Annotated in this window: 12 protein-coding genes, 1 other RNA gene and 1 riboswitch; of the genes, 7 read left to right on the top strand and 6 right to left on the bottom strand. The window is 67.4% G+C overall.

Annotated elements, in window-relative coordinates:
* Nucleotides 1-129: 129 nt before the first annotated feature.
* From cobU to P2869_RS03925, 4 genes are all read left to right on the top strand, one after another.
* Entirely contained in the window at nt 130-672 is a 543-nt protein-coding gene (gene cobU, locus P2869_RS03940) for a bifunctional adenosylcobinamide kinase/adenosylcobinamide-phosphate guanylyltransferase (protein WP_277597532.1), read from the top strand.
* Nucleotides 669-1,622: an adenosylcobinamide-phosphate synthase CbiB gene (gene cbiB, locus P2869_RS03935; protein ID WP_277597531.1), complete on the top strand. Its 954-nt coding sequence runs from the start codon at nt 669-671 to the stop codon at nt 1,620-1,622. Before cobU ends, cbiB begins: the two co-directional genes overlap by 4 nt.
* Before the next feature lie 7 nt (nt 1,623-1,629).
* Nucleotides 1,630-2,751, top strand: a complete 1,122-nt coding sequence (locus P2869_RS03930; protein ID WP_277597530.1) for a threonine-phosphate decarboxylase — start codon at nt 1,630-1,632, stop codon at nt 2,749-2,751.
* Between the two features lie 101 nt (nt 2,752-2,852).
* The gene (locus P2869_RS03925) at nt 2,853-3,758 is read left to right on the top strand and encodes a cobalamin-binding protein (protein WP_277597529.1); all 906 of its coding nucleotides are present in this window, start codon (nt 2,853-2,855) and stop codon (nt 3,756-3,758) included.
* Nucleotides 3,759-3,836: 78 nt separating this feature from the next.
* Here P2869_RS03925 and P2869_RS03920 read toward each other — a convergent pair whose 3' ends face one another.
* From P2869_RS03920 to P2869_RS03895, 6 genes are all read right to left on the bottom strand, one after another.
* Nucleotides 3,837-4,481, bottom strand: a complete 645-nt coding sequence (locus P2869_RS03920) for a histidine phosphatase family protein (protein WP_277597528.1) — start codon at nt 4,479-4,481, stop codon at nt 3,837-3,839.
* A complete protein-coding gene (locus P2869_RS03915; RefSeq protein ID WP_277597527.1) occupies nt 4,466-5,281 on the bottom strand; it encodes an adenosylcobinamide-GDP ribazoletransferase in 816 nt (271 codons plus the stop codon). Before P2869_RS03915 ends, P2869_RS03920 begins: the two co-directional genes overlap by 16 nt.
* Before the next feature lie 122 nt (nt 5,282-5,403).
* Nucleotides 5,404-6,459 carry a nicotinate-nucleotide--dimethylbenzimidazole phosphoribosyltransferase gene (gene cobT, locus P2869_RS03910; RefSeq protein ID WP_277597526.1) on the bottom strand — a complete coding sequence of 352 codons (1,056 nt, stop codon included), beginning with the start codon at nt 6,457-6,459 and terminating at the stop codon, nt 5,404-5,406.
* Between the two features lie 216 nt (nt 6,460-6,675).
* Nucleotides 6,676-7,488, bottom strand: coding sequence for an ABC transporter ATP-binding protein (locus P2869_RS03905; RefSeq protein WP_277597525.1), 813 nt, complete (start codon nt 7,486-7,488; stop codon nt 6,676-6,678).
* Complete coding sequence (locus tag P2869_RS03900) at nt 7,485-8,522, bottom strand: iron ABC transporter permease (protein WP_277597524.1); 1,038 nt, start codon at nt 8,520-8,522, stop codon at nt 7,485-7,487. Before P2869_RS03900 ends, P2869_RS03905 begins: the two co-directional genes overlap by 4 nt.
* 9 nt (nt 8,523-8,531) lie before the next feature.
* Entirely contained in the window at nt 8,532-10,520 is a 1,989-nt protein-coding gene (locus P2869_RS03895; RefSeq protein ID WP_277597523.1) for a TonB-dependent receptor, read from the bottom strand.
* Between the two features lie 123 nt (nt 10,521-10,643).
* Nucleotides 10,644-10,923, bottom strand: a riboswitch (cobalamin riboswitch).
* 348 nt (nt 10,924-11,271) lie between these two features.
* Between P2869_RS03895 and P2869_RS03890 the strand changes: the two genes are divergently transcribed.
* The 3 genes from P2869_RS03890 (at nt 11,272) to ssrS (ending at nt 12,283) form a co-directional block, all read left to right on the top strand.
* Complete coding sequence (locus tag P2869_RS03890; RefSeq protein ID WP_277597522.1) at nt 11,272-11,664, top strand: ATPase; 393 nt, start codon at nt 11,272-11,274, stop codon at nt 11,662-11,664.
* Nucleotides 11,661-11,975, top strand: coding sequence for a cell division protein ZapA (locus P2869_RS03885; protein WP_017773161.1), 315 nt, complete (start codon nt 11,661-11,663; stop codon nt 11,973-11,975). Before P2869_RS03890 ends, P2869_RS03885 begins: the two co-directional genes overlap by 4 nt.
* A 126-nt stretch (nt 11,976-12,101) precedes the next feature.
* A non-coding RNA gene (ssrS, locus tag P2869_RS03880) (6S RNA) lies at nt 12,102-12,283 on the top strand.
* Nucleotides 12,284-12,300 lie beyond the last annotated feature (17 nt).

Genomic DNA, 12,300 nt, shown 5'->3' with positions numbered 1-12,300 from the left:
CGGACGGATAAGGAAGCGGAAGCGATAGCGCATTCGGTGCGCAAGGCGCCGCGGCGCCGTGCATTATCCCATCGCCGCATGCGAATTCCGCAGCGCCGGCGTGCGCGGCACAGCCGGTACAATCACGCGATGATTTCGCGCGACCTTTCCTTCATCGTTGGCGGCGCGCGCTCGGGCAAGAGCGCGCACGCCGAGCGGCTTGCCGCGGCAAGCGGCCTCGCCGTCACCTACATCGCCACAGCGCAGATCGCCGACGACGAATTCGCCGCACGCGTCGAACATCATCGCGCGCGGCGGCCCGCGCAGTGGGCGGTGGTGGAAGCGCCGCTCGATCTTGCCGGCGCGCTCGCCGCCGCGGCGCAGCCCGAGCGCTGCGTGCTGATCGACTGCCTCACGCTCTGGCTGGCCAATCTGCTCTGCCCGCCCGATGGCTGCGCGCCGCGCGCCGACGCGCAAGCGCGCCTCGATGCGTTCGTCGCGACGTGCGGTGAGGCCGCAGGCAAAGTGATCGTGGTCAGCAACGAGATCGGGCTCGGCGTCGTGCCGCTCGGCGCGGTAACGCGCCACTATGTCGATGAGCTGGGCCGCCTCAACCAGCGCATTGCCGCACTCGCCACGCACGCCACCCTGATGGTGGCCGGCCTGCCGCTCGTTCTCAAAGGCGGGCAATGACGATGCTGCCCTTGCCCCTGCCGTTACCTCTCGCCGCCGCGCTTGCCGCGCTCGCCGTCGTGATCGACCGGCGGCTCGGCGAGCCGCGTCGCGCGCATCCCCTCGTCGCATTCGGCAAACTTGCCATGCGCATCGAAGCCCGCTTCAACACGGGTTGGCGCGGGCGGCTCGCCGGCATCCTCGCGTGGGCGCTGGCGGTCGTGCCGCCGGTGGCCATCGCAGCGTGGTTCACGACCGTGTTGCCGTGGCCGCTCGCCTGTGCGTTGCATGTGGCGCTGCTGTGGTTCTCGCTCGGCGCGCGCAGCCTGCGCGACCACATCGCGCCCATCGCGTCCGCCCTCGAACGACGCGATCTCGAAACAGCACGCGTGTACACCTCGCACGTCGTCTCGCGCGATCTCACGCAGGCCGACGAAGCGGCGGTCTCGCGCGCGGCGGTGGAATCGGCGCTCGAAAACGGCAACGACGCGATCATCGGCGCGCTGTTCTGGTTCGCGGTGGCGGGCGGCCCCGGCGCGCTCGCGTTCCGGCTGGCCAATACGCTCGACGCGATGTGGGGCTACCGCACACCGCGTTATCTGCGCTTCGGCTGGGCGGCGGCCCGCATCGACGACGTGTTGAACTGGATTCCCGCACGTCTCACCGCCGCGAGCTACGCGCTGCTCGGCGACACGCGCACGGCGATTCGCTGCTGGCGCGAGCAGGCACCGCGTTGGGACAGTCCGAACGCGGGCCCGGTGATGGCGGCGGGAGCAGGCAGCCTTAACGTCAGGCTGGGCGGCCCCGCCGTCTATCACGGCGTGATGGAGGAACGGCCCGCGCTCGGCGACGGAGAAACAGCGCGCGCCGCGCACGTGAGTGCAGCGTTGACGCTGGTTGAACGCACCACGCTGCTATGGCTCGCGGTGCTGATCGTGCTGGCTTTTCTGAGCGTGGGCACGCATGGCTGAGGCGCAGATGACAGACACCGCGGGCGCGCCGCGCATCGTCCACGGCGGCAATCTGCACGAGGCGGCGCGCCGCTACGGCGTACCGTACGACGCGTGGCTCGATCTCTCGACGGGCATCAATCCGCACGGCTATCCGGTGCCACCCGTTCCGGCCGACGCCTGGCGCCGCCTGCCCGACGAAGACGACCACGCCTTTGCCGCGTGCGCCGCGCGCTACTACGGCGCGCCCGACGCCGCCCACGTGCAGCCCACGGCCGGCAGCCAGGCCGCCATCCGCGCGCTGCCCGCGCTGTTGCCGCGCGCGAGCGTGGCGATCGCGACCCTCACCTACGGCGAGTACGCGCCCGCCTTCGCCGGCGCGGGCCACGAGGTGACCGCGCTCGACACAACGTGGAATACGCTGCCCGCGGGCATCCGGCACGTGATCGTCGCCAATCCGAACAATCCGACTGCCGCGCGCCTCGACGCAGCCGTGCTGCTTCACTGGCACGCGCAACTCGCCGCGCGGGGCGGCACGCTGATCGTCGACGAAGCGTTTGCCGATGCGTTTGGTGATTCCGTCGCCCACTCGTCTGCCGGCCAAGGTGCCGATGCTTGCGGCAATGCCTCCTGCGCCAACCGAAGCCGCACTTCGCTTGCCGGGCACGTCGCGCAGCGGGGGCTCGTCGTACTGCGCTCCCCGGGCAAGTTCTTCGGACTCGCGGGCGCACGCTGCGGCTTCGTGCTCGCGCAACCGGCGCTGTTGCGCGAGCTTGCGGCAAAGCTCGGCGCATGGACCGTGAGCGGCCCCGCGCGTCACGCCGTCATGCATGCATTCGCCGATACGGCCTGGCAGACGCGCATGCGTACCCAGCTCGCCGACGAAAGCGCGAAGCTTGCGGCCTTGCTGCACACCCACGGTTTCGCAGCGCGTGGCACGCCGCTCTTCGCCTGGGCCGCAGACCCACGCGCTGAAGCCCTGCACCACGCGCTCGCGCAACGCGGCATCTGGACGCGATTATTCAGGCATCCTGCGAGTCCGCACGACGTGCCGAGCATTCGCATCGGCCTGCCTGCCAATGCCGCCGAATGGCAACGCCTCGAACAACAATTCGCCGCGAGCGTCGAAGCGCTCGCCGTCAACCGATGAATTTTTTCCGCAGGCTTCACGCGGTCGCTCGCATGCGTTGCGCGGCCACCGCTTCCGTTTCCATCCGCGCCTTCGCGTCGCACAGAACAAGCTCGCGGCGAATGGCGGCAGGCTTGCTGCTGACCACCCTGGCGCTCGCCGCGGCCCAGACGGCGCAAGCGACCATCACCGTCACCGACGACACCGGCGCGCCCGTCACGCTCGACGCCCCCGCGCAACGCGTGGTGAGTCTCGCGCCGCACGTCACCGAGTTGATCTACGCAGCGGGCGGCGGTGCAAAGCTGGTGGGCGCGGTGTCGTACAGCGACTACCCGCCCGAGGCGAAGACCGTGCCGCGCGTGGGCGACAACAAGGCGCTCGACCTCGAACGCATCGCGGCATTGAAGCCCGATCTCATCGTGGTCTGGCGGCACGGCAACGCACAGCAGCAGATCGAACGACTGCGCGAACTGCATGTGCCGCTCTACTTCAACGCGCCGCATCACGTGGACGACGTGCCCGCCACGCTCGTGAAGCTGGGCACGCTGCTCGGCACGAGCGCAACGGCGCAGGCTGCTGCCGACGCGTACCGGCGGGAGATCGACGGCCTGCGCGCACGTTATGCCGCGAAGCCTGCCGTGAGCGTGTTCTATCAGGTCTGGGACCAGCCGCTGATGACCCTCAACGGTACCGACACGGTAAGCGACGTCATCGCGCTTTGCGGCGGACGCAACGTCTTCGCGAACCTCGCGCCCGTGGTGCCGACGGTCTCGACGGAAGCGGTGCTCGCGGCGAACCCGGAAACCATCGTCACGGCCGCGCCAGGCGCCACGACGCCGCAAGGCCGGCTTCCCGGACTCGACCGATGGCGCGCGTGGCCCACCCTCATGGCGGTGGCGCGCGACAACCTCTTTGCCATCGACGGCGATCTGATCGACCGGCCAGGGCCGCGTCTCGCGCAAGGCGCGGCCCTGCTTTGCGAAGACCTGGACCGGGCGCGATCGAGACGGCCCGGTGGCGGGAAGTGAACAGGAGAAGACGGGTGATTTGAGACGGGGCGTGGGCGCTCATGGCTCCACGCTTTCAGGCTTTCAAACGTTCCAGCTTCAAACATTCCACCGCACGAGCGCCCATGTCGAATCCCACGCGTCACGCCTGAGCCACACCACGGCCGGCAACGCGAGCGGCCATTTCATGCAGTGCGCGAACGGCAACCCGAGCACACGCGACGCAATCGCACGAATCACCCCCGCGTGCGTGACCGCCCACAGCGCCGTGCTTTGCGCCACCGGGCGCATGGCGTGCTCGCGAGTCGCCGCCACAGCGTCGACTCGCGCACCTGAATCGATCGACACATCGAGCCACGCATTCACCCTCGCGACGAACTGCGCCACGCTCTCGCCGCCATGCTTGCGCGCGTGCTCGAAATCAGCGGCCCAGGCGTCGAGTGCGGCGCGATCGATTGCGTCCCAGCGTTGCAGCTCCCATGTGCCGAAGTGCATTTCGGCGAGCCTCGCGTCCGTATGCAAATCGCAGCGCGCTTCAACTGCAAGCGCTTGCGCGACCCGCGCGCAACGCGACAGGGGACTCGTGAACAGCACGTGTGGCTGCGGCACATTCAACGCAGCGAGGCGCGACGCCAGCATGGCGGCGCTGGCTGCTGCGTCGGCGGCGAGCGGCACGTCGCTGTTGCCATAGCAAACGCCCGTCGCCACAGCGACGGCCGGATGACGGATCAGAACGAGATCCACGCGAGCGCCGCCAGGTAGAACGCTATCTCGAAAACCTGCTGCGCGAAGCCGAGACAGTCGCCGGTATAGCCACCGATGCGGCGCACGAAGTATCGCCCCAGCGCGTAACGCAGCACGACGAGCAGCGCGATCATCCCAACACCTTCGCGCCAGTCGGGCCAGACGAACCAGGCAAGCCACGGCAACGCAAACGCGCACGCACCGAACCACGCGATCACGCTCATGCGTTGCGCCACGGGCTTCGCCTTACCTTCGTCGCGTACGTAGTCGAGCGTCACGAGATAGCTCACGGCGCAGGCGCGGCTCACCGCGTGCGCCGCGATCATCAGTATCGCGAAACGCCCTGGGCTCAACGCTGCTGAAGTCATGGACGAAGCCGATGCCTCATGCGACGTGGTCAGCGTCACGAGCGTCTGCCACTTGAGCGCGAGCGCCACGAACAACGCGATGGCACCGAACGCGCCAATGCGCGAGTCGTGCATGATGCGCAGCACGTCCTCGCGACGGTACGCGCCGCCGAATGCGTCGCAACAGTCGGCGAGGCCGTCTTCGTGGAAGGCTCCGGTCACGGCGAGGGTGGCGGTCATCGAAAGCAGCACGGCCACGCCAGGCCCGAACACGCGCAACGCAGCCAGATAAACGAGTGCGCCAAGCGCGCCGACGCAAGCGCCCACGAGCGGAAAATAGCGCGCCGCAGCGGTGAGCCACTGCGGCTCGTAGCCCACCCAGCGCGGCACCGGCACACGCGTGAAGTAGCCGAGCGCCGTGAAGAAGTAGCGCAGTTCGGCAAGCGGATTCATCGGCTGGAGGCTCCGTTCATGCTCAGCTCGTGCTCAATTCGTGGTGTACGTCGATGCGGACTTCGATGCACGCACCCGATGCACGCCGCCCCAAGCCGCAAATGCCCGTTGCGCTTGCGGGCCTACGCATCGCGGTCCGACACGCCGGCCGATTCGAAGCTCGCCATCTCGTTGAGAAACGCGACGGCCGCGCGCAGCAGCGGCACCGCGAGCGCTGCGCCCGTGCCCTCGCCGAGCCGCATATCGAGCGCGAGTAACGGACGCGCACCGAAGTGGTCGAGCATGCGCCGGTGTCCGGCTTCGTTCGAAGCATGCGCGAACACGCAATACTCGCGCACGTCTGGCGCGATCGCGTCGGCCACGACGAGCGCCGCCGTCGCAATGAAGCCATCGACGAGAATCACCATGTGCGCTTCGGCCGCGGCGAGAAACGCGCCGGCCATCATCGCGATCTCGAAGCCGCCGAAGGTGGCCAGCACGTCGAGCGGGTCACCCGATACGGGGTGACGTTCGAGCGCCGCCGCCAGCACGTTGCGCTTCTTCGCGAGGCCGGCGTTGTCGAGGCCGGTGCCGCGGCCCACGCATTCGTCGATGGACACGCCGCACAGCCGGCTCATCAAGCACGCAGCCGACGACGTATTCGCAATGCCCATCTCACCGAAGCCGATCACGTTCGTGCCGAGCGCCGCGTGATGGCGCACGCGCGAGGCACCGGCGCGCATTGCTTCCAGCGCTTCGTCGCGCGTCATGGCGGGCTCGTGCGCGAAGTTGCGCGTGCCGCGCGCCACGGGAATATCGACGAGGTTCGGGCTCGTATCGAGCGGCGCTGCCACCCCGGCGTTGACGACCTCGAGCGCGAGATCGGCCACGCCGCTGAACGCGTTGACCGCCGCGCCGCCCGCGAGAAAATTGGCGACCATCTGCGCCGTAACGGCCTGTGGATAAGGGCTCACGCCTTCGTGCGCAATGCCGTGGTCGCCCGCGAAGATGATGAGCGCGGGCCGCGTGACCGAAGGCTGCGTGGTGCGCTGGATCATACCGATCTGGCGCGCCAGCGTTTCGAGGCGCCCGAGGCTGCCGGGCGGCTTGGTGCGGGTATCGATGAGATGCTGAAGCCGGTCGCGCAGCGACTGGTCAAGCGGCTCGACGAAGGGTAATCCGGTGGATGGCGAAGTCATGGTAGGTCAACAGAAATCGTGATGCGTCATTCGAAAAGAGCAAGTCGAGACGAACAGGATGAGCGAAATGAAGCCATGCCGATATGCGCAGGGCAATCGGGCGTGGCCCGTATTGGGCAACGAGGTGCTACACGAGGCATCAAATGAGGCGCCAAATGAGGTGCCAAGCGAGGCATCAAGCGAGATGCCAAGCGAGGCGCTAAACGCCAGCCCCGATCAGCGGGACACGTTCCCGGCCGGCAGCGCCGGAATCAATGCTTCGTGCGGGCCGTCGCGAATCAGCACGAGCGGGTAGCCGAACGCGTGGCTCGCCCGCTCCGGCGTCAGCACGTCGCGGGCCGGCCCCGCATGCCACGTGCCGTCGCCATTTAGCAGCAGCGCGTGGGTCGCGAAGCGGCGCGCCAGGTTCAGATCGTGGGACGAAAAGACGACCGTTCGCGCGGACTGCCGCGCCCACGCGAGGAGCGCATCGAGACAGCTGATCTGATGATGCAGGTCGAGATGCGAGAGCGGTTCGTCGAGCAGCAGCAGCGGCGCATCCTGGCACAGCGCGGCGGCAAGCGCCACGCGCTGGCGCTCGCCGCCCGAGAGCGAGAGCACGTCGCGCGCGGCGAAGTGGCCGAGGCCCAGCAGATCGAGCGCCGCATGCGCCGCGGCGCGGTCGGCCTCACGCTCCCAGCCCCATCCGGCCAGATGCGGATACCGGTTCAACAGCACGACGTCGAGCACGCTCGTGCTGAACGCGTCGTGAATGTCCTGCGGCATCAACGCGCGACGTTGCGCCAGTTGGGCGGGCTGCCAGTCCGCAAGGCGCACGCCGTCCAACGCGACGTGTCCCGCTGCCGGCTGCACGAGACCCGCGAGCGCCGAGATCAGTGTCGTCTTGCCCGCGCCGTTCGGCCCGGCAATGCACCAGATCTCGTGGGCAGCGAAAGTCTGCGTGAAGCCATCGAGTAGCGTGCGCGTTCCCGCGCGCAAGGTCAGATCGTGTGCGGTGAGTGCGAGGCCGGTGGACAAAGCGGCGTTCATCGGTGCCGCCTTTTCAACAGCATCCACAGAAATACCGGCACGCCGGCCAGCGCGGTCACCACGCCCACGGGCAACTGCGTCGGTGCCACGACGGTGCGCGCGGCGAGGTCGGCGGCCATCACGGCGACACCGCCCGCGAGCGCCGCCGCGGGCAGCAGCATGCGCTGGTCGTTGCCGAATGCGAGCCGCAGCACGTGCGGCACCACGAGGCCGACGAAGCCAATGGTGCCGCCCGTCGTCACCGCCGCGGCCGCCGCCAGCGACGCCGTGAGATACACACGCAAGCGCAGCGGCACGACGGGCACGCCCAGCGCCTGGGCGGCGGCGTCCCCGCGCAGCAGCACGTTGAGCTGCGGCGCAACGGGCACGACGACCACCAGCACGACAGCGAGCGCGATCAACGTGAACCACGGCATGCCGACGCCATTCAGCTCGCCGGTCAGCCAGAACAGCATGCCGCGCAGATGCGAGTCCGATGCCAGCGTGAGCAGCAGCGTGATGGCCGCGCCCCATCCCGCCGCGATCACGGCGCCCGTGAGCAGCAGCCGCGGCGAGGTGTCCTGCGGCTCGCCGCGCCAGAGTTCGCGACGCGCGAGGCCGAGCACGAGCAGGATCGACAGCAGCGCGCCCGCGAATGCGCTCGCATTGACCATCCACCACGCCGAACCCGCGAGCAGCGCGAGCAGCGCGAACACCGCCGCGCCACCGGAAACGCCGAGCACATACGGCTCCGCGAGCGGATTGCGCAACAGCACCTGGAGCAGCGCGCCCGCCATCGAAAGCAGCGCGCCGCACGCGAAGCCCGCCAGCGCGCGCGGCAGCCGCAGCGTGCGAACGATCTCCGTCGCGATGTCGGCGCCGTGCGAACGCGTGGGCAGCAACGCCGCCAACGCATCACGCACGGTGACGGGCACGCTGCCTATCAGCAGCGAGGCTGCGAACACCGCGACGGCGAGCGCTGCCAGCACGGCCCAGATCACGACCGCGCGTTTCGCCGTCATGCCGGGCGCGGCGGGCACGAAGAGACGGTTCATGGCCGCCCTTCACTGCTGCTGCCAACCCAGCGTGAGGTAGGCGCTGCGCCGCGGCGTGTTGTACGTGTAGGCGAGCTCATAGTCCTTGTCGAAGAGATTCTGGATCTGCGCGGCAACGTACCACGACCGGGTGATGTTATAGCGCGCCGAGAGGTTCACGATGCCATAGCCGCCGAGGTTCGAGCCGCTGTCGTTGCGCGCGCCGCTCACGAGCCATTCGCCGCCCACCCGCCAGCTGCCGATGCTGCGATTCGCCGTGAACGAGGCGAAACGGCGCGCACGCCGGTTGAGATCGGTGTCCTTGTCTTCGTCCACGGGATTTTGCAGCGTCAGCGCCGCGCGCACGTCGGTTTTGCCGACATGGCCGCTCCACGATGCCTCGAGCCCCTGCACTTTGGCGTGCCCCACGTTCTCGGCCATGTAGACGCCGGGCGTGACCTGCGCGGACTGGATCAGGTTCGAGTAGCGCGTCTGAAATGCAGTGAGCCGCATGAGGCCGAACGCGTCGGAGGCATATTGCAGCGCCGCTTCGACCGAATGGCTGCGTTCGGGCCGAATGGTCGGATTGCCGTAGTACGGGTAGTACAGGTCGTTGAACGTGGGCGCGCGAAACGCGTCGGACCAGCTCGCCGTGGCCTTCCAGTGCTCCGTGATGTCGAAGCCGTAACCGAGGTAGTAGCTGTTCGCGCCGCCGAAATCCGAGTACTGGTCGCGCCGCACGTTCGCCTGGAACTGGCTGCGTCCGAAGCGCCCCGTATAGCCCGCAAAGCCCGAATCGACGTGGCGGTTCGGCGCGCTGTACTGGTTCGAGTCAAGCGTCTGGTCCAGATGCTCGTAGCCCACCTGGATCTTCTGCTGCGGCGCGAGTATGAAGTCGTTCTGCCAGGTGTACTGCCGGTTGTCCGAGTTGAAATGGTCCGTATAGACGCCGTTGAGCGCGGTCTGGCTGCGGTCGTTGCCCGTTGCGGCAACGAGGTGCGTGGTCCACCAGTCCGTCACCTTGCCATTCGCGAATACCGAGGCCTGCTGCACCTTCGTGTAGAGGTTGTTGAGATCGGTCGGCACGCCGTATGCGTTGTCGTAGCTGCTGTTGCCGTTCGACTGGAAGAAGCGCACGCCGGCGTCCCAGCGCTCGTTGAATGTATGACGCAGCGACGCCGATACGCTTTCGTTCAGGTAACCGTTCGCGTTCGGATTCACGGCCGGCACGAGCGCCGGATTGATCGACGAAAAGCCGTCGTCCTTCGCGCGCGCGAGCGACACGCTGAAGGTCGTCTTGCCCTCGGCATCGAGCGCGCCTGAGACGCCCACCTGCTGGCGCTGCGTGTGATAGCTGCCGTATTCGGTCTCGAAGTTGAAGCGCGGCGGGTAGCTGCCGCCGTTCTTCGTGAAGATCTGCACGACGCCGCCTATCGCGCCGGAGCCGTAGAGCGCCGACACGTTGCCGTTCACCACTTCGACGTGATCGATCTGGTCGAGTGGAATCTGCGCGATCTGCGCGCTGCCGAGGCTCGTTGAGTCCACACGCACGCCGTCGATCAGCACGAGCGATTCGCTTGCATCCGCGCCGCGCATGAAGAGCGTCGCCGTGGAGCCGGGGCCGCCGTTGCGCACGATCTGCGCGCCAGGCGCGAACTGCAGCAGGCCCGGCAGGTCGCGTTGGGTGGTGTCGGCGATGTCCTGGGCGTCGAACAGCGTGCTCTGCGGGATCGCGTCGGCAAGGCGCTGCGGCGCGCGATCCGCGGTGACGACGACGGGAGCGAGGGTCCGGTCGCCGGCGGTGGGGATCTGCGCGGATTGTGTCTTTGTGGCCGCGCTTGCAGCGGCGGCTGGCGCGGCGCGTGGCGCGTCAGTGGTGCTGTCCGTGGACTGGGTGGCAGGGGTTGAGCCGATGTCCGAACTCGACTGCCCGGCCGAGGGCGCAGCGGACTGCGCAAAGGCGGCCAGCGGCAAGCCCGTCAGGGCGAGCAGCGTCGCGCGGGCGATAGGGGTAAGCATGGAGCGATTTTCCTGTGGTAGCGTGCCCGGCTTCGCTCCCCGCGAAGCCAACGCGTCATGAGGCACGCACACACGCCAGACAATCCACCAGGGCCGTAGCCGCTGCCGGCAATGCTGGCGAAGCGGCGCGCCTCGCCCTCTGGCCGGTATCCGGGCTGACGACGCATCGATTCGCCTTCCCACGCACGTGTGCGCAGTGGCTTGCAGGCGCGCCGCTCGACGGATGGAACCGTCGGCAGCGCACGTCGAATCGATAGGCACGCGGTGTCATGCGCGTGCGGTCGCTTACCGTTGCGGGGGCAGCACAGGTTGACGCGTCCGGGGACGGACTGCGCTCCCTGTTTCCCGTTTAACCACGCTTGCGTTGGGCGCAGGCGCGGGCACCAGAGTGCGGCAAGTGTAAGGAGACCCGCTCGCGAGCGTCAAGGAAGCCCTGGACGCGGCCGGGACATGGCGGCGAGACATCAAGAAACGCCCCGAAAACTGTCAAAGATGGTCAAGAACGTGGTAGCGGCAAGTGTCAAATCCGCAGCGGCCTGCCTCGTTTATAGGGGAGCACGAAAGAGCACAACAGCGGGCAGCCATGCACGAAAGTGCCTCGCGGCAAGGGCGCGCCCGCAATTGTCGTTCCGCGGACGCGCGTTGCAGGGGGCTTCGCAGCAGGAAGCCGGCTGTTACGTCTCGAAACGACACAGATGACAGAAGCGTCCGCATTCCGCGCTAAAATGCCCTCCTTTAGAGGACGCAGCACATGCTCAACGAACTCGAAACACTCTCCCAGAACATCGGGCGGCTGATAGAAATCAATCAGCAGCACCACGAGGCGCGTCACGCGCTCGAAGAGCAGGTCGCGCAATTGCACGCGCAACTGGATGGCTCGCGCGCCGAAATCGAACAGCTGCGCGAGGAACGCAACGCACTGCAGGCGGAACGCGACACGCTGTCGGCAAAGATCGACGACGCGCAGGTCCGGCTCAACGCCATCCTCGAAAAACTGCCGCGCGCCAAAGGCCAGGGCGAACCGGACAACCAGCTCGACCTGCTCGCTTCGTCGCAACAGGAAGAAGAGCGCGAAGAAGGACATGACGCGCACGGCGAAACGGCTTCGGGCACTCACGAAGCGCGCCACGGAGAAAACGCATGAGCACGAAACTGATCGAAGTCTCGATTCTCGGGCAGAACTACCGTCTCGCCTGCTCGCCCGAAACGGAGCCCGCGCTGATCGAAGCGGCGGCTCGCGTGGATGCGGAAATGTCGAAGGTGCGCGAACACAGCAACGTGCGCGGCACCGACCGCATCGCGGTCATGGCAGCACTTTCGCTCGCATCCGAACTGCTGCGCCTGCAGACGAGCGTACGGCACGGCGAGGCTTTCCCGGCCGAAGAAATCCGGCGTACAATGCGCCAGATGAACGAGCAGCTGGGTACTGTGATTCAGCAGTACGGCGTGCAGTAAAGATTGAACGGCGGGATTGAACACGGCGCGTTTAATCCATATATACTGCGCTCTTCAACAAACCGGCCGCGCAGCAGTGGCGCGAAAAAACGGTTTCAGCAGGAACGGTTTCAACAGGTTTAGTCAGCTTCCCTGCCTGGTTCGCCAAGGTCATATATTCCTTGAACCAATGCCATGTGCACGGTTGCGGAAATTTGTAGCACGGGCGTGCGCGTCACTCTGTCTGATGTACCCGAAGTGCTGCTAACTGCGACCAATTCTGAACCTCAGGTTCAGGATGCCGGCCTAGCGGCTAAGGCGGGGACCTATTCGAACGGCACCGGAC

Origin of the sequence: Paraburkholderia sp. SUR17 (assembly GCF_029536165.1) — a bacterium.
Lineage (GTDB): Bacteria > Pseudomonadota > Gammaproteobacteria > Burkholderiales > Burkholderiaceae > Paraburkholderia > Paraburkholderia kururiensis.
Note: the sequence above shows the minus strand (reverse complement) of the source record. Positions and strands in the feature narration are given on the sequence as shown.

What these genes read in the sequence shown, in the direction of transcription:
- P2869_RS03890 (WP_277597522.1), top strand. Translation starts at nt 11,272, where the DNA reads ATGCTCAACGAACTCGAAACACTCTCCCAGAACATCGGGCGGCTGATA.
- P2869_RS03930 (WP_277597530.1), top strand. Translation starts at nt 1,630, where the DNA reads ATGACAGACACCGCGGGCGCGCCGCGCATCGTCCACGGCGGCAATCTG.
- cbiB (WP_277597531.1), top strand. Translation starts at nt 669, where the DNA reads ATGACGATGCTGCCCTTGCCCCTGCCGTTACCTCTCGCCGCCGCGCTT.
- P2869_RS03915 (WP_277597527.1), bottom strand. Translation starts at nt 5,281, where the DNA reads ATGAATCCGCTTGCCGAACTGCGCTACTTCTTCACGGCGCTCGGCTAC.
- P2869_RS03895 (WP_277597523.1), bottom strand. Translation starts at nt 10,520, where the DNA reads ATGCTTACCCCTATCGCCCGCGCGACGCTGCTCGCCCTGACGGGCTTG.
- P2869_RS03905 (WP_277597525.1), bottom strand. Translation starts at nt 7,488, where the DNA reads ATGAACGCCGCTTTGTCCACCGGCCTCGCACTCACCGCACACGATCTG.
- P2869_RS03925 (WP_277597529.1), top strand. Translation starts at nt 2,853, where the DNA reads ATGGCGGCAGGCTTGCTGCTGACCACCCTGGCGCTCGCCGCGGCCCAG.
- cobU (WP_277597532.1), top strand. Translation starts at nt 130, where the DNA reads ATGATTTCGCGCGACCTTTCCTTCATCGTTGGCGGCGCGCGCTCGGGC.
- cobT (WP_277597526.1), bottom strand. Translation starts at nt 6,459, where the DNA reads ATGACTTCGCCATCCACCGGATTACCCTTCGTCGAGCCGCTTGACCAG.
- P2869_RS03900 (WP_277597524.1), bottom strand. Translation starts at nt 8,522, where the DNA reads ATGAACCGTCTCTTCGTGCCCGCCGCGCCCGGCATGACGGCGAAACGC.
- P2869_RS03885 (WP_017773161.1), top strand. Translation starts at nt 11,661, where the DNA reads ATGAGCACGAAACTGATCGAAGTCTCGATTCTCGGGCAGAACTACCGT.